This is a genomic window from Streptomyces katrae (assembly GCF_000966975.1).
GTDB classification, from domain to species: Bacteria; Actinomycetota; Actinomycetes; order Streptomycetales; family Streptomycetaceae; genus Streptomyces; species Streptomyces katrae.
Map to the genome: position 1 here is coordinate 1 of NZ_JZWV01000181.1, position 20,741 is coordinate 20,741.

Sequence of the window (20,741 nt, forward strand, 5' to 3'; positions counted from 1 at the left end):
GGCCCCTCCTTTCCGGCTTCTCGGGACGGAGGCCGGACTTCACCGTCGCACCGGCGGGGCCGGGCGGGAGGGACCCTACCGGTCCCCGGTGGGGGGCCGACCGGCCCAAGCGTGGCGGCGGGCCCCGGGCACAGGCTGGCGGTGACCCCACTTCCGCACCGCACAGCGTGCACCGCACAGAGAGAAGGCCGCGCCATGAAGGCACTCGTCTTCCACGGGCCCGGGCAGACCTCCTGGCAGGACGTCCCGGACCCCTCGATCAAGGACGGCGCCGACGCGATCGTCCGGGTCGACGCCGTCACCATCTGCGGTACCGACCTGCACATCGTCAAGGGCGACGTCCCCGAGGTCGCCCCGGGCCGCGTCCTCGGCCACGAGGCCGTCGGCACCGTCGTCGAGACCGGCGGGGACGTCCGCACCGTCCGGCCCGGCGACCGCGTCCTGATCTCCTGCATCTCGGCCTGCGGCCGCTGCCGCTTCTGCCGCGAGGCCCGCTACGGGCAGTGCCGCGGGGGCGGCGGCTGGGTCCTCGGCCACACCATCGACGGCACCCAGGCCGAGTACGTACGCGTCCCCTTCGCCGACCTCTCCGTGTACCCGCTGCCCAGCGCGCTGCCCAGCCACGAGGCGGTCCTGCTCGCCGACATCTTCCCGACCTCCTACGAGGTCGGCGTCCTCAACGGCCAGGTCCGTCCCGGCGACACCGTCGTCGTGGTCGGCGCCGGTCCCATCGGCCTCGCCGCCCTCGCCACCGCCTCGCTCTACAGCCCGTACCGGACCATCGCCGTCGACCTGGCCACCTCCCGGCTCGCCGCCGCCCGCGACTTCGGAGCGGACGCCACCGTCGGCGCGCGGGAGGAGCCCGAGAAGCTCGTCGAGGACCTGACCGACGGACTCGGCGCAGACGTCGTCATCGAGGCCGTCGGTCTCCCCGAGGCGTTCGAGATGTGCACCCGCATGGTGCGCCCCGGCGGCCGGGTCGCCAACATCGGCGTCCACGGCAAGCCCGCCACCCTGCACCTCGAAGACCTGTGGATCAAGGACGTCACCCTCACCACCGGCCTCGTCGACACCCACTCCACCCCCATGCTGCTGCGCATGACGGCCGCCGGCCGGCTGCCCGCCGCCGCGATGGTCACCCACCGGTTCGCCCTGGACGAGATGGAAGAGGCGTACGACGTCTTCTCCCGGGCAGACGAGACGGGCGCGCTCAAGATCGTCCTCGGAGGCCCGCAGCACGACGCGGTCGCCGTCCCGCCCCAGGAGCAGTGATCACCATGGCGAGCATCCCCCACGCCTCCCACCCGTCGGCCGGCAAGGAGGCCGGCCGTACCGACCTGGGCCGCCGCCTGGCGGCCCACCGCGAAGCCCTCGGCATGAGCCGTGAGGAGCTGGGCCGGCGGTGCGGCGCCAACGGCAACTACATCGCCTACCTGGAGGAGCACGCCGCCAGCCCCGCCACCGGCACCCTCGTAACGTCCTCGGCGTCACCGTCGACGACCTCACGGGCGCGAGCGCCGACCAGGTGCGCGGCCGCGCACCGGCACGCCACGACACCGCGCTGGTGACCCTCGACGAGGAGGAGTGCCGCATGCTGCTGGGCACGCACGGCGTGGGCCGCATCGCGGTCTTCACCCCTGAGGGCCCGGCCGTCCTCCCGGTCAACTACATGGTGGTGGCGGGTACCGCCATCGCGTTCCGCACCGCCGCGGAGACCCTCGCCGCCAGGGCGGCCGGCACGGAGATCGCCTTCGAGATCGACAACATCGACGACGTCACCGCCGGCGGCTGGAGCGTCCTGGCCGTGGGCGAACTGCAGGCCGTCACCGACCCCGAGGAGATCCGGCACCTGACCACGACGGCCCGCTCCCACCCGTGGGCGGGCGGCCCCCGTACCCACTGGATGAAACTCGCCCCCTTCCGGCTCACCGGCCGCCGGGTGGTGCACCGGTCATGACCGCCCCGAGCGGGGTCGTCCTCGATACCGACGGCGTCCTGCTCGCCACGGCGCCGCACCATGCGGCCGCCTGGAAGGAGGCCTTCGACGGCTGCCTCGCCCACTGGTCGACACGGCGGCCCGGGGGTGCCGGCGCCCGCCCGTTCGACGCCGCCCGGGAGTACCGGGAGCTGGTGGACGGGCGGTCCCGGCTCGACGGCGTACGCGCCTTCCTCACCGCCCGCGGCATCACCCTCCCGCCCGGGACGCCCGAGGACCCGCCGGGATGCGACACCGTGCGGGCGGTCGCCGCGCGCAAGGAGCGCGCCTTCGCCGGGATGGTGCGGACCGCGGGCGCCGACGCGTTCGACGACGTCCGGCCCGCGCTGCGGCGGCTGCGCGAGATGAACCTCGGGTGCGCCGCCGTCTCGGCCTCCCGCCACGCCCGCTCCCTCCTGGAAGCGGCGGACCTCATCGGCCTGCTCGACGTCGTCGTCGACGGCGAGGACGCGGCCGCGCTGTCCCTGCCGGGCAAACCCGCACCCGCACTGTTCCTCGAAGCGGCCCGCCGGCTCGGCGTGGAGCCGGGGCGGGCAGCCGTGGTCGAGGACGCGCTCGCCGGCGTCGAGGCCGGCCGGCGCGGCGGCTTCCGCCCCGTGGTCGGCCTCGCCCGGGACCGCGACCCCCGCACGGAACACGCCCTGCGCGCCCACGGCGCCGACCTCGTCCTGCCCGGCCTCGGCGGACTGCCCGCAGCGCTCGAAGCCTTCACCGGCGGGCCGCCGTGAACCGCGCCTGGCAGTGGGAGTACCCACGCTACGACCCGAAGGACGAGCGGCTGGTCGAATCCCTGTGCACGCTCGGTAACGGACGCTTCGCCACCCGGGGAGCGGCCCCCGAGACCACCGCCGACGCCGTCCACTACCCGGCCACCTACCTGGCAGGCTGCTACGACCGCCTGGAAGCGACCGTCGCCGGACACGCCGTCTCCAACGAGGACCTGGTACGGCTGCCGGACTGGACCGCCCTGCGCTACCGCTGCCTGCCCGACGACGCACCCCCCGGTGACTGGCTCACCCCCGACCACCCCACTCTGCGCCACCACCGCGTCTCGCTCGACCTGCGCACCGGTACGCTCACCCGCCGCATGCTCTTCCACGACACCGGCGGCCGGCGCCTGGGCGTCACCCACACCCGACTCGTCCACATGGGCGACCCGCACCTGGCCGCGCAGCGCACCGTCTTCCGCGCCTACGGCTGGAGCGGCCGCATGGAGGTCGTCGCCGTGCTCGACGGGGACGTGGTCAACGAGGGCGTCGAACGCTACCGCTCCCTGGCAGGAGGGCACTTGGCCGGTCACCGGGCGGGCGTGGAAGCGGCGGGCACCGCGTGGCTGTCCTGCCGCACCTCCGGCTCCGGCATCCGGATCGGGATCGCCGTGCGGCTTTCGGTACGGCCCCTCACGCCCGTGGCCGGGGCCTGCACGGCCACCGGCACGACGCAGACCGCGCTTCTGCCCCTGCGGCGGGGGCAGGACGCCGTGGTGGTGAAGACCGCCACCCTCTTCAGCTCGCTCGACCGTCCCCCCACCGAGCCGCTGCGGCGCGCGATCGAGGACGCGGAGCACGCTCCCGGCTTCCCGGCCCTCCACACGTCCCACCGGGCGGCCTGGCTGCGGATGTGGAGCCAAGGGGAGCTGCACGCGGCGGGGGAGACCGGAAGGATCCTGCGGCTGCACGCCTTCCACGTCCTGCAGACCCTCTCGCCGCACACCGCCGAACTCGACGCCGGGGTCCCCGCGCGCGGTCTGCACGGAGAGGCGTACCGGGGCCACGTCTTCTGGGACGAACTCTTCGTCCTGCCCTACCTCTCGCTCCACTTCCCCGAGACGGCCCGCGCCCTGCTGATGTACCGGCACCGCCGCCTGCCCGCGGCCCGGGAAGCGGCCCGCCGGACAGGCGCGGACGGGGCGATGTTCCCCTGGCAGAGCGGCAGTTCCGGCGCGGAGGAGACGCAGCGCCTGCACCTCAACCCCCGGTCCGGCCGCTGGCTGCCCGACCACTCCCACCTCCAGCACCACGTCGGCTCGGCCATCGCCTGGAACACCTGGCAGTACGGCCTCGCCACCGGCGACACCGGCTTCATGCACGGACCCGGAGCGGAACTCGTCCTGTACGTGGCCCAGTTCTGGGCCCGTGCCGCCGCCTGGGACGAGGACCTCGCCCGGTACCGCATCCGCGGCGTCATGGGCCCGGACGAGTACCACGACGCGTACCCCGGCGCCGCCGCACCCGGCATCGACGACAACGCCTACACCAACGTCACCGCCGCCTGGGTGCTCGCCCGGGCCCTCGACCTGTACGCGCAACTCCCGCCGGCCCGGCGCACCGAACTCCTCGCGCGGCTCGGCCTCCGGCCGGACGGCCTCCACGTCTGGGAAGACGTCTCGCGCCGCATGTACGTCCCCTTCCACCAGGACGTCATCAGCCAGTTCCACGGCTACGGAGACCTCGCCGAGCTCGACTGGGACGCGTACCGCGCCCGCTACCACGACATCCGCCGCCTGGACCGCATCCTGGAAGCCGAAGGCGACACCCCCAACCGCTACCAGGCGTCCAAACAGGCCGACACCCTGATGCTCGGCCACCTCTTCCGCCCCACCGAACTCGCCGGGCTCTTCGAACGGCTCGGCTACCCCTTCGACGACGCGCTCTGGGCACGGACGGTGGCCTACTACCTGCGGCGGACCTGCCACGGCTCCACCCTCAGCAGCCTCGTCCACGGCCGGGTGCTCGCCCGGCAGCAGGGTCCGGAGGCCTGGCGGTACTGCCAGGAAGCCCTCCTCGGCGACATCACCGACGTCCAGGGCGGCACCACCGGCGAGGGCATCCACCTCGGCGCGATGGCGGGCACCCTCGACCTCGTGGAACGGGGCATCGTGGGACTCGACCCCGCCGACGACGGCCTGCACATCGACCCCGTGCCGCTCTCCGAGATCCCCGGATCCCGCTTCTCCCTCTCCTGCCTCGGGCACCGGGACATCCGCATCAGCTTCCGGCCCGGCCGGCTCGGCATCCGGGTCCCGCCCTCCCTCCTGGGGCCGGTGCCCCTGGTGCTTCCCGGCGGCCGCCGCACGAAGGTCGCCCCGGGCCAAGAACGGTGGTTCAAGCTCCGGGCGAGCTGAGCCATGCCCTCGGACACAGCGGCCCGGGCCGCCTCCTGTGGCGGTGCGACCGCTGCGCACACACGCTGGAAGAACAGCGTCGAAAGGGGTGAAAGGCCATGGAGACGCAGCACTCGGCAGCCAAGATCGTGGTCGGCGTCGACGGATCGCCCTCGTCCCAGGCCGCGCTGCGCTGGGCCATGCGGTACGCGGGCCTCGTCGGCGGAAAGGTGGAGGCGGTCACGGCCTGGGAGGTCCCCGGCGAAGCGTCGTGGTCGGCACCCGCCGTGGACGCGACCTTCGACGAGGAAGACGCCCAGCGGCGCCTGGTCGACGAGGTCCGCACCGTACTCGGAGAAGAGGGGGCCTCGCTGGTGCGGGAACGCCTCGTCCACGGCCACCCCGTCGAGGTCCTGGTGGACGCGGCAGACGGCGCCGAGATGCTGGTGGTCGGCAGCCGCGGGCGCGGCGGCTTCCGCCGTGCGCTCCTCGGCTCCGTCAGCCAGCAGGTCGCCCTCCATGCCCCGTGCCCGGTGACGATCGTCCGGCAGGACGTGCACGTCGAGTGATCCCACACCCGCTGGATTCCGGCAGCGCCGGTCGGACCCGGCCGGCGCTCCTCCGCGTCCGGGCCTGACCTGCGCGGACAGGGTCTCCAGCCGGTCCGCACGACCCTCGGCACGCGTCGTGCGGGCCGATCGGTCCCGCGTGGACGCTGACCGGTCGGCCCCGGGCGAAGGGCCCCGCAGCGCTCCGGAGAGGGCCGTCCGGCCCCCACCTGGCACCGCCCGGCCCATGCGGACGAGCCCACCGCCGCGCGACAGTGACACCGAACCCGCCCCGACGGCACGAGGAGCAACGGCCATGAACACCAAGCGAGTGCTGATCGCCTACGGAACGAAGCACGGCGCCACCGCGGGCATCGCCGAGCAGATCGGCCAGACCCTCCGCGAGGACGGCCTCGACGCGGTCGTGCTGCCCGCCGGCGACGTCGACGACGTCCGCGACTACGACGCGGTCGTCATCGGCGGCTCACTGTACGCGGGCCACTGGAGCGCCAAGGCCAAGCGCTGCGCCGAACGCAACGCCGACCTGCTGCGGCACCGCCCCGTGTGGATGTTCAGCAGCGGCCCGCTGGACCGGTCCGCCGAGGAGAAGGACATCCCGCCGGTGGCCGCCGTCGCCCGGCAGATGCAGCTCGTGGGCGCACGCGAGCACATGACCTTCGGCGGCAGCATCACCGCCCACACCCCGGGATTCCTGGCCAAGGCCCTCCTCCACGAAGGCAAGGGCGGCGACTACCGCAACCCCGAACGCATCCGGACCTGGGCCCACCACATCAGCGCCGAGCTCACCGCCGCCTGACCGGGCGGCCGGCCCGCGCCGGACCAGCGGAGGCACCCCATGTACCACCGGACGAGACACGCCGCCGACAACCCGGTCAGACGGGACGCCGACCGCACCCGCACCCGCCTGCACGCCGCCTTCGCGTCGGCCTGCCTGCTGGCCGCGATCTGCGGCGTCATGGTGGGCCGGGCCGTATGGCACGACGGCAGCCGGGCCGCCGAGGCGACCGCCGGCCACCGGCACGCCGTGACGGCCACCACCACCGCCGCCACCGCGTACGTCGCCGCTCCCCGGCCGGCGAGCCCGCCCCTCACCGTGGCCCCCGCCACCTGGCACTACCCCGGACACCGCGCCCACACCCAGTCCGTGCCCGTCCCGGCCGGCACGCGCACCGGGGACACCGTCGAGGTGTGGGTGGACGACCGGGGCGACGCGGCCCCCGCCCCGCCCACCACCAGTGACGTCGCCGTGCAGGCCGTCGGCTACGGCACGGGCGTGCTGAGCGGGATCGTCCTCGCGGCCGGCGCCCTGGTCCGCGTATGCCTGATGACCGTCGACGCGCGCAGCGCGCGGGCGTGGGAGGCCGAGTGGGCGGACGTCGAACCGCTGTGGTCCGGCCGTCTGCGGCCCGGCCAGGGGGCCGGCGACGACTGAGACCGCCACCGGCCCCGACCTCGCCCCCGACCCCCCCCGGTCCGCTGCGGCTCATTCCTTCCGCAGAGTGGCCGCGTGATCGGGCACGACGGTCTGCAGTTCCCTGGGCGGTCGCTCGTATCCCGTGGACGGGGGTCGGGCGGGCAGGAGGAGCGGCGGCAGGGCCACGTCCTCGTAGGGGACCGAGGAGAGCAGGTGGGCGATCATGTTGAGCCTCGCGCTGCGCTTGTCGTCGCTGTCGACCACGTACCAGGGGGCGTCCGCCGTATCCGTGTGGACGAGCATCTCGTCCTTGGCCCGTGAGTACGCCTCCCAGCGCGTGAGGGACTCCAAGTCCATCGGCGAGAGCTTCCAGCGTCGCAGCGGGTCCTCCGCGCGGCGACGGAACCGCTCCTCCTGCACCGCGTCGCTGACGGAGAACCAGTACTTGCGGAGCAGGATCCCGTCCTCCACCAGCATCCGTTCGAAGATCGGGCACTGCCGCAGGAACAGCTGGTGTTCCGCGGGGGTGCAGAAGCCCATGACATGCTCGACTCCGGCACGGTTGTACCAGCTGCGGTCGAACAGGACGATCTCCCCGGCGGCCGGCAGGTGCTCCACGTACCGCTGGAAGTACCACTGCGTGCGCTCCCGCTCCGTCGGCTTCGGGAGGGCCGCGATGCGTGCCACCCGCGGGTTGAGGTGCTCGGCGACGCGCTTGATCGTGCCCCCCTTGCCCGCCGCGTCACGGCCCTCGAAGACGACGATCAACCGGGCCCTCTCCGCACGCACCCACTCCTGAAGTTTGATCAGCTCCGTCTGGAGCCTGAGCAGTTCCGCCTCGTAGACCGCCTTGCCGATTGCCACGTCCGTACCTTCCCGTTGTCGGGCGCTCGATCAAACCAGTCGCCCCGGGCATCCGCGCGCAACCGTGTGCTCGGCGCCCCCGCGTGTCGATACGCTGGCCGCAGGCCGCGCCATCGGGCGTGTCGGACGGAGGAGTGGCGCGTGGGTGTGGGGGATCCGTTGACTCGGGTGCCGCGGATGCGGCTCGACGAACTGCTGGACGAGCTCCAGGTGCGCATCGACGAGGTGCGCGGTACCCGTGACCGGGTGCACAGCCTGCTGGAGGCCGTGGTGTCGGTCGGGCGGGAGCTCGATCTCGCCCAGGTGCTCCGGCGGATCGTGGAGGCGGCCGCACTGCTCGTGGACGCCGAGTACGGCGCCCTGGGGGTCATCGGCCCCGATGGGCGCAGGCTCGCACAGTTCCTGACGGTGGGGCTCACCGATGACGAGATCGCCGCGATCGGGCCGCTGCCCGCCGGCCACGGACTGCTCGGTGAGGTCATCCGCCACCCCGAGCCCCTGCGTCTGACCGATCTGGGGGCACACTCCTCCTCGCACGGATTTCCGGCCCATCACCCGCCCATGCGCACGTTCCTGGGTGTGCCGATCCGGGTCCGTGACGAGGTGTTCGGGAACCTCTACCTGACCGACAAGCGGGGCGGGGTCGACTTCGACGACGAAGACGAGACGGTGATCACCACCCTCTCGGTGGCGGCCGGCGTGGCGATCGACAACGCGCGCCTCTACGAGGGGTCGCAGCGCCAGCAGCGCTGGCTCAGGGCCAACGCGGAGATCACCGAGAGCCTCCTGTCCGGGAGTCCGCGCCCGGCGGTGCTGGAGCTCATCGCCCGCCGCGCCCAGGAGATCACCGCGGCGCGGCTCGCGAACATCGCCGTGCCGGTGGACGGTCTGGACGGCCTGCTCGTGGAGTTCGCCGCGGGCGGGAAGGGAGAGGCGCAACGGGGTCTCGTCGTCCCGTTCGACGGCACGCTCTCCGGCGCCGCCCACCGGACGGGCAAGCCCGTGACGGCGTTGCAGGCCTCCGGAGACGGGCTCTGCCCGGACGAATCCGGGAGCCAGGCGCGGGAGGGCGGACTGGGACCGGCCGTGGCGGTCCCGCTGGGCACCGCGGGCAGGGGCGGCCGGGGTGTCCTGCTGCTCGCGCGCGCTGCGGGAGACCCGGCGTTCGGCGAGGGCGAGCTGGAGCCGCTCGTCGCGTTCGCCGGTCAGGCGGCGCTCGCCCTGGAGCTGGCGGAACGGCGCCGTGACGCCGAGCAGATCGCCCTGCTGGAGGAGCGCGACCGGATCGCCCGCGACCTGCACGATCTGGCCATCCAGCGGCTCTTCGCGACCGGCATGACCCTGCAGAGCGCGGCCCGGCTCGTGGAGCACGAGGGGGCCGCCGAGCGCGTCGGCCGGGCGGTCGACGACCTGGACGAAACCATCAAGATCATCCGATCGACGATCTTCGGTCTGCGCACCAAGGACCGCGACAGCGGACCCGGACTGCGGGCCCGCGCCGCCCGCGCCGTCGGCGACGCGGCCCCTTCCCTCGGCCACCCGCCGATCCTGAGCATGGAGGGGCTCCTCGACACCGACGTACCCCCGCAGATCGCCGATCACGTGGTGGCGGTGCTGGGCGAGCTCCTCAGCAACGCGGCCCGCCACGCGCGGGCGACCCGGGTCGCGGTGGCCCTCAGAGCCGGGCGGGGGGAGATCGTACTGACCGTCGCGGACAACGGCGTGGGCATCCCCGCACAGGGGCGCAGGAGCGGGCTGAGCAACCTCGGCGAGCGGGCGCGGGCCGTGGGCGGGACCTTCACGGTCGAGACTCCCGACGGGGGCGGAACCCCGTGACGAGATCGGGGTGGATGCGCAGGGTGGCGGTCGTCGTCGCCCGCTCCACCCAGGGGTGCAGCAGGTTTGCGTACCGGTCGAGGTCGTTGGCGTCGAGCACCGGCTGTGCGTAGCCGGTGACGACCACGCTCCATCCGAGGTGGGTGTCGGGGTCCATCGCATCGGCTTCGTAGGCCACCACCACGCCCGGTGCGTCTGCGGGCGCCGACAGCGAGGCCAGTGCCCCGCCCCCGTGGATCCGGATGACGACGTCCTCCCCGTCGACGAGGTGGTTCACCGGCCGGACGGCCGGCAGGGCGCGGTGGGTGAAGACGATGCGGCCCAGCGACACGGTGGCGAGGAGCCGCAGGGCTTCGGCCCGGTCCAGCTCGCGCATGTGCCGGGCGGGCGTCGTCCGGCCGGCCGGCCCCGGGGCGCACGGCACGCGATCCCGGCTCACTGGGACGGCTCCGTGCTCACGAGGCGGTGAACGTCAGGTCGCGGTCGGCGGAGAGCACCCGGAGGGACTTGACCACCAGGGGCGGCACGTCGCACAGGAGGAGCCGGGCGCCCGCCGTACGGCAGCGGCGGTCGAAACGGATCAGGAGGTCTATGCCGGCGCTGTCGCAGAAGGTGAGTCCGCGCAGGTCCAGGACGATGTTCCGGTAGCCGCAGGAGGCGAGTTCGCGCAGTCTCGGCCCCAGCTGTCCGGCCGTGTAGAAGTCGAGTTCCCCGGCCAGGGCGAGCCGCAGACCCCAGTCGTTCCGGGCGACGGTCCTCAAGTCGATCAAAGCGGTCGTCATGGCGTCCTCCGCGCTGCGTGCGGCCCCGCGGAGCCGCGCCCTTCCCGTGCAGCACCAGTCCATCCGGTGCCGCGCGTACCCGGGAGGGTCCGGCAGGCCCTCGGGCAGGGCCGAAGGTCCCTCCTCGGGAGGGCCGGCCGGCGGCACCTGGCGGGAAGCCGCCGTCGGATGAGGGCCGATCGGCCCTGTCCGTCCGGCCCGGTCAGCGGGCAGGATGCCGGTGTTCGTGCGTCCAGGGACGAACCCAGGAGAAGGAGCGTCATGACGGGCAGCGGTGTCACCTCCCCGGCGACGGAGCCGATCCGCGTGTTCCTGCTCGACGACCACGAGGTCGTGCGCAGGGGAGTGCACGACCTGCTGGACGCCGAACCCGACCTGAGCGTCGTCGGCGAAGCGGGCACGGCCGAACAGGCGCTGGCCCGTGTTCCGGCGCTGCGTCCCCAGGTCGCGATCCTGGACGTACGGCTCCCGGACGGCGACGGGGTGAGCGTGTGCCGTGAGCTGCGCTCGCGGATGCCCGCGCTGGCCTGCCTGATGCTCACGTCGTTCGACGACGAGGAGGCTCTCCTGGACGCCGTGATGGCGGGGGCCTCCGGCTACGTGCTGAAGCAGATCACCGGCACCGACCTGGTGACCGCCGTCCGGACGGTGGCCTCGGGCCGGTCGATGCTCGACCCCGGGGCCACCACCCGGCTGATGGCACGCGTGCGCGGAGACGTGCCCCCGGAGGAGCGGGTCCCGGGGCTTCCCGGCTTCACGGACCGGGAGAAGGAGATCCTCCTCATGGTCAGCGAGGGGCTCACCAACCGGGAGATCGGCAAGCGGCTCTACCTCGCGGAGAAGACCGTCAAGAACACCATCTCGCGGCTGTTCGTCAAGCTCGGGGTGGAGGGGCGCGTACAGGCCGCCGTGATCGCCAGCCACGCCCTGACCCCTCCCGGCCGGCACCCGGTCCCCTTCGCCGAGTAGGCTGTCGACGCCTCAGCGGTGCGGCACGACGGCGACGGGGCAGGCCGAGTGGTGGAGGACGGCATGGGCCGTCGACCCGATGCGTGTCCCCAGCCCCGACTCCCGGACCTGCCGCCCGACGACGAGCAGCCCGGCGTCCGAAGCGGCGGAAAGCAGCACATGGCCCGCGCCGCCGAGCTCCACGTGCGCGACCACGTCCACCTCGGGGTACCTCGTCCGCCACGGTTCCAGCGCCTGCTCCAGCGCGGCCTTCTCGAAGGGCTCCAGCCCGCCGAACCGGTCCGCGATCCACATCGAGCCGGGGCTGTATCCGTAGACCGGGGGAAGGTTCCAGGCCCGGACCGCGCGCAGGGGCGCCTTGCGCGACGCCGCCGTCTCGAAGGCGAAGCGCAGCACGTCGGCGGAGTCCGCCACGCCACCCTGCTGACCGACGACCACCTCGCCCTCGTCGGACCCCGGCACCGCGATGCCGTGCCGGGCACGGACGGAGACGACGGGGCATTCGGCGGCGGCGATCAGCTGCTGCCCGTACGAGCCCAGCAGGAAGCCGGCCAGAGCGCCGTGCCCGCGGCTGCCGAGCACCAGCATCTCCGCGTCCTTGGCGGCGCGCAGCAGGGCCGGTACGGGGGCGTCCGGCACCACCTCCGCGGTGAGGGAGAGCCGCGGGTGGCGGCGGGTGAGCTCGGCCCGCGTCTCCTCCAGGACTTCCTGGGCCCGCCCGGCCTCGGTGTCGTGGTCCTGGACGACCGGGAGGGCGAGCGGCTGCCACGACCAGGCGTGGACCACGTGCAGCCGCATGTCCCGGCGTACGGCTTCCCGAGCCGCCCAGTCGGCAGCGGCACGGCTTTCGGGGGAGCCGTCCACGCCGACGACGAGGGTGCGTTCCACAGGTCTGTCCTCCGTACTGATGCACGAGCATCGGGGTCGATGACCGGACGGGTGGCGCCGGCCGGGGGAGGACCGGGCGCCACCGGGATTCACCCTCCCCGGGCCGGGCAGGTGCGCGAAAGGGCCGACGGTCCCTCCACGAGGGCCGGTCCTCCCCTGTCGGCCAGGTGCCGGCGGGCCGAGGGTGTCGGTATCGGCTCAGTCGACGAACGTGCCCGACCCCACCCGCAGGAGCGGACATGACCGCGTTGCCCGCGCACTCGATCGCGCAGCTGGACGCCCATTGGCGCGCCGCCAACTACCTGGCCGTCGGCCAGATCTACCTCATGGACAACCCCCTCCTGACCGAACCCCTCCGGCCCGAGCACATCAAGCCCCGGCTGCTCGGCCACTGGGGCACCTCCCCCGGCCTGAACCTGGTGCACACCCACCTCAACCGCGTGATCGGTGAGCGCTCGCTGGAGGCCCTGTGCGTGTGGGGTCCCGGGCACGGCGGCCCCGCCGTCCTGGCCAACTCCTGGCTGGAGGGGACGTACAGCGAGACCTACCCCGACGTGACGCGCGACGCCGAGGGCATGGCCAGGCTCTTCCGGCAGTTCTCCTTCCCCGGCGGCGTGCCCAGCCACGTGGCACCGGAGACCCCCGGCTCCATCCACGAGGGCGGGGAGCTCGGATACGCCCTCGCCCACGCCTACGGCGCCGCCTTCGACCACCCCGGTCTGCTGGTGGCCTGCGTCATCGGCGACGGCGAGGCCGAAACCGGGCCGCTGGCCGCGTCCTGGCACGCGAACAAGTTCCTCGATCCGGTCCACGACGGCGCCGTCCTGCCCATCCTGCACCTCAACGGGTACAAGATCGCCAACCCGACGGTGCTGTCCCGGATCCCCGAGACCGACCTCGACGCCCTGCTGCGCGGCTACGGCCACGAGCCGCTGTACGTGACCGGAAGCGACCCCGCCCTCGTCCACCGCTCCATGGCCCGCGCGATGGACCAGGCCCTGGACCGCATCGCCGGCATCCAGGCCGAGGCACGGGCGGCGGGCACCGACCCGGGCCGGGAGTACCCGCGCTGGCCGGTGATCGTGCTGCGCACACCGAAGGGCTGGACGGGACCCGCGAGCGTCGACGGCGAGCCGGTCGAGGGCACCTGGCGCTCCCACCAGGTCCCCCTCGCGGAGGTGCGCGAGAACCCCGCACACCTGAGGCAGCTGGAGGACTGGCTGCGCTCGTACCGGCCGCAGGAGCTCTTCGACGCCGACGGCCGTCCGACGGCGCGTGTCCTGGCATGCGTCCCGGAGGGCGACCGCCGCCTGGGCGCCGCGCCCTGCGCGAACGGGGGCAGGCTGTTGCGGCCGCTCCCGCTGCCCCCGATCGAGGCACACGCCGTCCCGGTCGACAAGCCGGGCCGCACCCTGCACGAACCGACGCGCGTCCTCGGACACTTCCTCACCCAGGTGATGCGGGACACGGCCGGACGGCGGGACTTCCGGGTCGTCGGGCCCGACGAGACCGCCTCGAACCGGCTGGACGACCTGTACGCGGCCACCGGCAAGGCCTGGCAGGGCCTGACGGAGGCCACGGACCGGAACCTGTCCCGGGACGGCCGGGTGATGGAGATCCTGTCCGAACACGTCTGCCAGGGCTGGCTGGAGGGCTACCTCCTCACCGGCCGCCACGGCCTGTTCTCCACCTACGAGGCCTTCGCGCACATCGTCGACTCCATGGTCGGCCAGCACGTCAAGTGGCTGAAGACCTCGCGCGAACTGACCTGGCGGGCACCGATCGCCTCGCTCAACTACCTGCTCACCTCACACGTCTGGCGCCAGGACAACAACGGCTTCTCCCACCAGGACCCGGGCTTCGTCGACCACGTCCTCAACAAGAGCCCCCAGGTCGTGCGCGCCTACCTGCCGCCGGACGCCAACACCCTCCTCGCCGTCGCCGACCACGTGCTGCGCAGCCGCGACCGGGTCAACGTGATCGTCGCCGGCAAGCAGCCCTGCTTCGACTGGCTTCCGGTCGACGAGGCCCGCACGCACGTGGCACGCGGAGCCGGCGTCTGGGAATGGGCCGGTACCGACGACGGCTCCCGCGATCCGGACGTCGTCCTCGCCTGCGCCGGCGACGTGCCCACCATGGAGGTGCTGGCCGCCGCCGCCCTGCTCCGCGAACACCTGCCGTCGCTGGCGGTCCGCGTGGTCAACGTCGTCGACATCGCCCGCCTCATGCCCCACGAGGAACACCCGCACGGCATGACGGACGCCGAGTACGACGGCCTCTTCACCACCGACAGGCCGGTGGTCTTCGCCTACCACGGCTATCCGTGGCTGGTCCACCGCCTCGCCTACCGCCGCAGCGGCCACTCCCAGCTGCACGTGCGCGGGTACAAGGAGTCGGGCACGACCACGACCCCGTTCGACATGGTGGTCCGCAACGACATGGACCGCTACCGACTGGTCATGGACGTCATCGACCGGGTCCCCGGTCTCGCGGGCCGTGCCGAGGGACTCCGCCAGGCCATGGCCGACCGGCGCGTACGCCACCACGACTGGATCCGCGAACACGGCACCGACCTGCCGGAGGTCGCGCAATGGACGTGGCCCTGCTGAGCCCACCACACCCGTGCCCGAGGGCCGGCTCCTCGGGCACGGGCGCCGCGCCGCGCCACCACCGTCTCACCGGAGTTCCAGGACCTCCGTCACGGGGCGACGCGGCGTGGCCGGTCCCGGCGGCCCGTACCCGAGGCGGAGGACCATCTGGACGTGGCCCATGGATTCCAGTGGATCGCGGACCGCCCAGCGCAGCTCCGGCCACTCCAGGGGCTGGGAGGTCATCGAGGTGGCCAGGCCGTCGGCGGTGGCCTGGAGGAGTACACGCTCGAGCGCCTGGCCGGCCCGCAGCCACTCGGCCGCGGTGTCGTTCGGAGTGCCCAGCAGGGCCAGCTGGGGGTGCTCCTCGAAGACGGCCCAGCCGCGGTCCGGGACCGGGTGTGCCCGGCCGAAGTCCCGTACGGGCGTCGGACCGGCGCTCCGCGGACCGAAGGCCTCGGCGGGAATGCCGTCGTCCCTCGGTGCGGGCGCCACACCTTGCGGATGAGCGGTCCAGGCGTCCGTCTCCGCTCGCGCCAGCGGATCCATCTCCTCGTGGTGCTCCGCGTCGCGTACGAGTGAGAGCACGGCCTCGGTGTGCCAGCGGTCGGGGATGGTCAGGCGGCAGCCTTCCAGTCGGGCGGCCGCGCGCAGGCCGTCCAGCACAGGGGGTGGAACGGCTTCGTCACTGAAGGGCCGGCGGCTGGTGTGCCGGTGGCGGAGCGCGTCGTACAGCACGGCCAGTCCCTGGTCCTCGGCCGTCGGCGTGCCGAGGGCGGCGGTGGCCAGCAGCCACGCGTCGGAGCTGTCGGGCAGCAGGCCCACCTCGGCTCCGATCCCGTGCCATGCCGCGGACACCCGCAGGTTGAACAGGACGGCACCGCAGCCGAGATGGAGGGCACGGTGATCGGGGTCGGTCCGCTTCATCGCCCGTTCCGGGTCGCCGTGCAGTTCGATGACGCCGGTGGCGCGGCGGAAGACGAACCGCCAGGGCTGGGCGTTGTGCATCGAGGGTGCGGTGACGGCGTCACCGACGAGCACTGCGGCGGTGTCGGCGTCGATGCGGTCCGTGGCCATGGTCCGGCGCGCGTCCGGTCCCTCCGGACCGTTCGCCATCCGCTTCGGCATGGTTCTGCTCCTTGTGGTGGAGGGTTGCTTGGAGGGGTTGCGCGTCGCCGGCGCAGACGAGTCGGCTGTCGACGGTGACGACGCCGTCCACGCTCTGGCAGAGCCGGACGACGACGGGCAGCAGTCCGGGGCGCGGCACGGTGCCGCTGAGCGTCACCGTGCCGTCGTCGACGTCCACGGTGATCGCCGACGGGGCGAGGTGCAGGATGCGGGTGAGGACGTCCTCGACGATCTCCGCCTGAATGGCGTGGTCGTGGCGGAGGAAGAGCCGGAGGAGGTCGCTGCGGCTGAGCACGCCGGTCACGACGCCCTCCGCGTCGATGACGGGCAGCCGCTTGACCTGGTGCCGGTGCATCACGCGGGCGGCTCGTACGACGCTCCACTCCGGGCGGGCGGTGACGGCCGGGCTGGTCATCAGCTGCTCGGCGGTGGCCGATCCGCCGTTCGCGCCGTGGGGCCGGCGGCGGAGCAGGTCGGCCTCCGAGACGACGCCGAGCGCGTGCCCGGCGTCGTTCACGACGGGTACGGCGGTGATGCCGAACTCCTGGAGGAGACGGGCGATCTCCTTGAAAGGGGTGGCGCGCCGGACGGTCACGGCGGTGGGGGTCATCAGGTCCGCGACGCTGCGGTGTCTCATCGGGGCATCCCCTCAGGCAGGCATGGCGACCGTGAGATCGGCCTTGACGTCCACGACTCCGGGCACGGTGCGCGCGGCCCGTACGACCACGTCTTCGAGGCCGGGTTCAGGCAGGGTTCCGTGAAGGTGGACGATGCCGTTCGCGACGTGGACGTGGACCTCGGCCGGGGCGTGCGCGTGCGGGATGAGCTGATACATGATCAGTTCGCGGAGCTCGGCACCGATGTCCGCGTCCGGCCGGAGGTAGACCTTCAGCAGGTCGCCGCGGCTGACCATGCCGGCCAGGCGGCCGTCGGCGTCGACCACCGGCAGGCGCCTGAGGTGGCCGCGGGCCATCAGGCGGGCCGCACCGGCGATCGTGGCGTCCTTCGGCACGGCACGGTCACGGCGGGGCGCGTCATCAACTGCCCGGCGGTGACCTCGCGGGGTGCGGCGGCCTCGTCCTGAGCGGTGGCCAGCAGGTCGGCCTCGGAGACGACTCCGGCCACCTGCCCGTCCCCGGTGGTCACGGGGACGGCGCTGACGTGCCACATGCGCAGGGTCTCGACGATGTCCTTGAAGGCGGTTTCCCGGTCGACGGAGATCACGGCGTGTGTCATGACGTCGTCCACGGTGCGCAGGCGCTTCATGGTCTTCCTCCCATGGTCATGGGGCGGGCGTGGCGGGTGGGCGCGGGGGTCAGTCGTGGGCGATGACGGCGACGGGGGCGGCGGCGTGGTGCAGGACCGCGTGGGCGACGGAGCCCAGGTGCATGCCGAGGGGCGAGCGGCGCAGACGGCGGCCGACGACGACCAGCTGCGCCCCCTGGCTCGCCGGGACGAGCCGCTCGGCGGCCGGCCCCCTGAAGACCGTCTGCGAGACGGCGACCTCGGGGAACTTGTGCCGCCACGGCAACAGAGTGTCCTCCACCATGTGGGTGATGCTGCGGCTGATGTCCCGCTCGTTGCCGGGGTCGGCGAAGGGAACGTAGGTGTAGGCGGCGGGCATCTTCCAGCCGTGCACGGCCCGCAGCGGGCAGCGGCGGCGGTCCGCCTCCTCGAAGGCGAAGGCGAGGACCCGGTCGCACGCCTCGTGGACGTCGAGGCCCACGACGATCTCCGCGGCCGATCCGGTGCCCGGCCCGTCCGGGTCGTCGGCGGGGCGGACGAGGACGACGGGCGTGTCGGTCGCGACCAGGGTGGACATGGCCACCGAACCGACGATGAAGCCGACCAGTCCGCCCAGGCCCCGTGAGCCCAGGACCAGCAGGTCGGCGTCGGCGGCTTCGGCGGCCAGCGCAGCCGCGGGACGGGCCGAGAGCGCCCGGGTGGTGACGTCCAGGCGCGGATGCCGTCGGCGCAGTTCCTGCGAGGCGTCGGCCAGCGCCTGGTCCGCCCAGCTGTCGACGTCCTGGCGTCCGACACCCGGGACCACCGGGTCCAGCAGCCAGTCGACGGCATGGACCAGACGCAGCGGAACCTGCCGCAGGACCGCCTCCTGGGCGGCCCACCGGGCGGCCGCCAGGCTCTCGGCGGAGCCGTCGACCCCGACGGTCACGTGCTCGTTCATGACTCCGTGCTCCTTCCAGCGGCCCGGGCAGGCTTCACCAGGGCAGCGCGCCGCGGCCGTCGCCGGCCGTTGCGGCCGTGTCGTCGGCATGGGCGGTGACGCGCGGGGCGACCGCCACGACGCCCTCGACGCGTTCGACGAGGCCGAGCAGGGAGCGCAGCTGACTGCGCCGGTGCACGCGGCCGTTCAGAGTGACGATGCCGTCCACGACGTGGACGTCGACGTCACCGGCCGGAACGTCCAGCACGTCCGTGAGGATGTCCTCGACCCGACGGCGTATCTCCGCGTCCGGGCGCAGGAACATGCGCAGCAGGTCCCGGCGGGTGACGATGCCGACCAGCCGGTCCTCCACGTCGACGACGGGCAGCCGTTCGACACCGCGGCGGATCATCAGCCGGGCGGCGTCGGCCGCGGTCTCCTCCGCACGGACGGTGACGGCGGGCGCGGACATGATCTCGCCGGCCGTGGGCGGCACGCCCTGGGGGGTGCCCCGCGCGTGGGGGCCGGACCGGGCGAGCGCCAGGACGTCGGTCTGGGAGACGACGCCCACCACGCGGTCCTCGTCGTCCAGGACGGGGACCCCGCTGATGTCGTGCTGGGCCAGGGTCTTCGCGACCTCCTTGACGGCCGTCCCCGGGGGGACGGAGACGACCTCGTCGGTCATGAGGTCCGCCACCTTGATGTGGTTCATGAGGCCTCCTGCTCCGCCGTGCCGGCGGTGGGCGTGGCCGGCGTCCGGTGTTGCCACTCACCATCCGCCGGGGCGGAGCCGCGTTTCGAGGGCCGAACGGTCCCGTCCGGGGACCGGGAGGACCCCCCGCGCCGGGCCGGGCGGGACCGGGCCGGCCCAATGGGGACCTTTGGCCCCCCGGCGGGCCCCTGACGGCCCTCTTTCCCGGCCCCGGGCGGTGCCAGCGTCAGGGGTGACACCCGTCGGCTTCTCGGTTGGGAGGAACCGTGGAAAGCACCATCCGTACCCCCGACACCAGCTCCGTCATCGTCGGCGTGGACGGCTCGGCGCAGGCGCGCGACGCCGCCCTGTGGGCCGCGGCGGAGGCCGAGCGCCGTGGCCGCCCCCTGCACATCGTCCACGGTGCCGACACCGACGGCAGGGCCCTCTACCTGTCGGCGGAGAGCATCGAGAGGGTCCGTGCCGCGGGCCGGGAACTCCTGGACGACACGGCCAAGGCCGTGGCCGCCGAGTATCCGGGGCTGACCGTCACCACCGAGTTCAGCCGCGCCGACGCCGTCACCAGCCTGCACCGGGCCGCCGGCCTGCACGGCACCATCGTCGTGGGCAACCGCGGCCTGGGCGGCTTCGATTCGCTCATGCTCGGCTCCGTCGGCCTCGACACGGCGGCGGCCGCCCGGACCCCCGTCATCGTGGTGCGCGGCGTCGAGGGGGCGGAGGAACGCGGCAGCGTCCTCGCCGCCGTCCGCGACGAGCACGACCTGCCGTGCGCCCAGTACGCGGCCCGGGAAGCCGAGCTGCGCAAGGCGTCGCTGCGGCTGTTGCACGTCTGGAACGTGCTCCAGTCCGTCGGCACCGTCGTGCCCATGCTCGACGGCGTGGACGAGATCGCCGGCCGGCACGAGGAGACCCTCCTCGCCGTCACGGACGTGATCCGCGAGGAGTTCCCCGACCTGGTCGTCGAGAGCGAAGCGGAGAAGAGCGTCTCCGTGGCCGGTGTCCTCGTCGAGGCGTCCCACCACGCCGACCTGCTGGTCATGGGCGGCCGCCGCGCCCCCGCCCCGCTCGGCCTCAGGCGCGGCCTCGGGCGGGCCGCGCACAGTCTCCGGCCGCGCACAGTCTCCTGCACCACGCCCACTGCCCGGTCGTGCTCGTTCCCCGGCTCGCCGGCCACTTCGGGAGCACGTCATGACCGCCGCCCGGGAGCAGGCCCGCGACATCGTCGTCGGCGTCGACCCGGTCCGGGACTGGCACCTCGCGGTGGCCTGGGCCGCCGACGAGGCACACCGCCGCCGGCTGCCGCTTCGACCGGTGCTGGCCGTCCCACCGCAGCACGACACGCCGCACGTCGACGACACCGAGCGGCAGACCGCCCTGCGCCGCGGCGGCGCCGACCGGCTGGACCAGGCCGCGGCCTGGGTCGGCGAGCGCCACCCGGAGGTCACCGTCCACACCGACCTCCTCGGCGGCTTCCCCGCCCACGTCCTGCTGGCACAGTCCCGGCACGCCCGTCTCGTCGTCCTCGGCTCCCGGCACCTGGGCCGCGCCGCCGAACTCTTCAGCTCCGGCTCGACCGTCGTCCCCGTGACCGCCCAGGCCGCCTGCCCGGTCGCCGTGGTCGGCGACGCCGAACACGCCACCCAGCAGCCGGCCTACCTCGTCGTCGGCATCGACGGCAGCGCGGCCACCACCGACGCCCTGACCTTCGCCTTCGACGAGGCCGACCGA

21 protein-coding genes and 1 pseudogene are annotated in these 20,741 nt (G+C 73.6%); 12 read left to right on the plus strand and 10 right to left on the minus strand.

Annotation, left to right across the window (positions count from 1 at the left end):
• The first annotated feature begins 195 nt into the window (after positions 1-195).
• From VR44_RS08655 to VR44_RS41020, 7 genes are all read left to right on the plus strand, one after another.
• Positions 196-1,272 carry a zinc-dependent alcohol dehydrogenase family protein gene (locus VR44_RS08655; protein ID WP_045946814.1) on the plus strand — a complete coding sequence of 359 codons (1,077 nt, stop codon included), beginning with the start codon at positions 196-198 and terminating at the stop codon, positions 1,270-1,272.
• 130 nt (positions 1,273-1,402) lie between these two features.
• Complete coding sequence (locus VR44_RS08660; protein WP_245691644.1) at positions 1,403-1,957, plus strand: pyridoxamine 5'-phosphate oxidase family protein; 555 nt, start codon at positions 1,403-1,405, stop codon at positions 1,955-1,957.
• Entirely contained in the window at positions 1,954-2,724 is a 771-nt protein-coding gene (locus VR44_RS08665) for an HAD family hydrolase (protein ID WP_045946815.1), read from the plus strand. The genes VR44_RS08660 and VR44_RS08665 overlap by 4 nt, the downstream gene beginning before the upstream one ends.
• Positions 2,721-5,120 carry a glycoside hydrolase family 65 protein gene (locus VR44_RS08670; RefSeq protein ID WP_045946816.1) on the plus strand — a complete coding sequence of 800 codons (2,400 nt, stop codon included), beginning with the start codon at positions 2,721-2,723 and terminating at the stop codon, positions 5,118-5,120. Before VR44_RS08665 ends, VR44_RS08670 begins: the two co-directional genes overlap by 4 nt.
• A 98-nt stretch (positions 5,121-5,218) precedes the next feature.
• Positions 5,219-5,668, plus strand: a complete 450-nt coding sequence (locus VR44_RS08675) for a universal stress protein (protein WP_045946817.1) — start codon at positions 5,219-5,221, stop codon at positions 5,666-5,668.
• Positions 5,669-5,963: 295 nt separating this feature from the next.
• Complete coding sequence (locus VR44_RS08680) at positions 5,964-6,464, plus strand: flavodoxin domain-containing protein (RefSeq protein WP_045946818.1); 501 nt, start codon at positions 5,964-5,966, stop codon at positions 6,462-6,464.
• Positions 6,465-6,503: 39 nt separating this feature from the next.
• Entirely contained in the window at positions 6,504-7,100 is a 597-nt protein-coding gene (locus tag VR44_RS41020) for an Rv1733c family protein (protein ID WP_052713511.1), read from the plus strand.
• A gap of 51 nt (positions 7,101-7,151) precedes the next feature.
• On the opposite strand, the gene ppk2 is transcribed toward VR44_RS41020, so the two are convergent.
• The gene (ppk2, locus tag VR44_RS08695) at positions 7,152-7,946 is read right to left on the minus strand and encodes a polyphosphate kinase 2 (RefSeq protein ID WP_045946819.1); all 795 of its coding nucleotides are present in this window, start codon (positions 7,944-7,946) and stop codon (positions 7,152-7,154) included.
• Between the two features lie 177 nt (positions 7,947-8,123).
• Between ppk2 and VR44_RS08700 the strand changes: the two genes are divergently transcribed.
• A complete protein-coding gene (locus VR44_RS08700; RefSeq protein ID WP_045946831.1) occupies positions 8,124-9,782 on the plus strand; it encodes a sensor histidine kinase in 1,659 nt (552 codons plus the stop codon).
• On the opposite strand, the gene VR44_RS08705 is transcribed toward VR44_RS08700, so the two are convergent.
• Positions 9,745-10,158: a pyridoxamine 5'-phosphate oxidase family protein gene (locus VR44_RS08705; protein WP_052713512.1), complete on the minus strand. Its 414-nt coding sequence runs from the start codon at positions 10,156-10,158 to the stop codon at positions 9,745-9,747. The genes VR44_RS08700 and VR44_RS08705 overlap by 38 nt on opposite strands.
• 79 nt (positions 10,159-10,237) lie before the next feature.
• Positions 10,238-10,564: an STAS domain-containing protein gene (locus VR44_RS08710; protein WP_045946821.1), complete on the minus strand. Its 327-nt coding sequence runs from the start codon at positions 10,562-10,564 to the stop codon at positions 10,238-10,240.
• A 261-nt stretch (positions 10,565-10,825) separates the two neighbouring features.
• On the opposite strand from VR44_RS08710, the gene VR44_RS08715 reads away from it, so the two are divergent.
• The gene (locus tag VR44_RS08715) at positions 10,826-11,533 is read left to right on the plus strand and encodes a response regulator (protein ID WP_045946822.1); all 708 of its coding nucleotides are present in this window, start codon (positions 10,826-10,828) and stop codon (positions 11,531-11,533) included.
• A 12-nt stretch (positions 11,534-11,545) separates the two neighbouring features.
• Here the strand turns inward: VR44_RS08715 and VR44_RS08720 are convergent, their stop codons facing one another.
• A complete protein-coding gene (locus tag VR44_RS08720) occupies positions 11,546-12,421 on the minus strand; it encodes a universal stress protein (RefSeq protein ID WP_045946823.1) in 876 nt (291 codons plus the stop codon).
• 239 nt (positions 12,422-12,660) lie between these two features.
• On the opposite strand from VR44_RS08720, the gene VR44_RS08725 reads away from it, so the two are divergent.
• The gene (locus VR44_RS08725; RefSeq protein ID WP_045946824.1) at positions 12,661-15,030 is read left to right on the plus strand and encodes a phosphoketolase family protein; all 2,370 of its coding nucleotides are present in this window, start codon (positions 12,661-12,663) and stop codon (positions 15,028-15,030) included.
• A 66-nt stretch (positions 15,031-15,096) separates the two neighbouring features.
• Here VR44_RS08725 and VR44_RS08730 read toward each other — a convergent pair whose 3' ends face one another.
• The 6 genes from VR44_RS08730 to VR44_RS08750 are packed head-to-tail and all read right to left on the minus strand — an operon-like array spanning position 15,097 to position 19,013.
• Complete coding sequence (locus VR44_RS08730) at positions 15,097-16,086, minus strand: Acg family FMN-binding oxidoreductase (RefSeq protein ID WP_045946832.1); 990 nt, start codon at positions 16,084-16,086, stop codon at positions 15,097-15,099.
• On the minus strand, positions 16,037-16,774 hold the full coding sequence (locus tag VR44_RS08735) for a CBS domain-containing protein (protein ID WP_094191507.1): 738 nt from the start codon (positions 16,772-16,774) through the stop codon (positions 16,037-16,039). The genes VR44_RS08730 and VR44_RS08735 overlap by 50 nt, the downstream gene beginning before the upstream one ends.
• Positions 16,775-16,786: 12 nt before the next feature.
• Entirely contained in the window at positions 16,787-17,149 is a 363-nt protein-coding gene (locus tag VR44_RS48770) for a CBS domain-containing protein (RefSeq protein WP_342669302.1), read from the minus strand.
• A complete protein-coding gene (locus VR44_RS48775) occupies positions 17,110-17,403 on the minus strand; it encodes a CBS domain-containing protein (protein ID WP_342669303.1) in 294 nt (97 codons plus the stop codon). The genes VR44_RS48770 and VR44_RS48775 overlap by 40 nt, the downstream gene beginning before the upstream one ends.
• 49 nt (positions 17,404-17,452) lie before the next feature.
• Positions 17,453-18,322 (minus strand): universal stress protein, encoded by an 870-nt coding sequence (locus VR44_RS08745; protein WP_045946825.1) that lies wholly within the window; start codon positions 18,320-18,322, stop codon positions 17,453-17,455.
• Between the two features lie 34 nt (positions 18,323-18,356).
• A complete protein-coding gene (locus VR44_RS08750; protein ID WP_045946826.1) occupies positions 18,357-19,013 on the minus strand; it encodes a CBS domain-containing protein in 657 nt (218 codons plus the stop codon).
• A 314-nt stretch (positions 19,014-19,327) separates the two neighbouring features.
• Here VR44_RS08750 and VR44_RS42360 point away from each other — a divergent pair.
• Both VR44_RS42360 and VR44_RS08760 read left to right on the plus strand, forming a co-directional pair.
• Positions 19,328-20,029: pseudogene (locus VR44_RS42360) on the plus strand (universal stress protein); the annotation flags it as partial.
• A gap of 172 nt (positions 20,030-20,201) precedes the next feature.
• On the plus strand, positions 20,202-20,741 hold a 540-nt coding region (locus tag VR44_RS08760; RefSeq protein WP_045946828.1), incomplete at its 3' end, for a universal stress protein.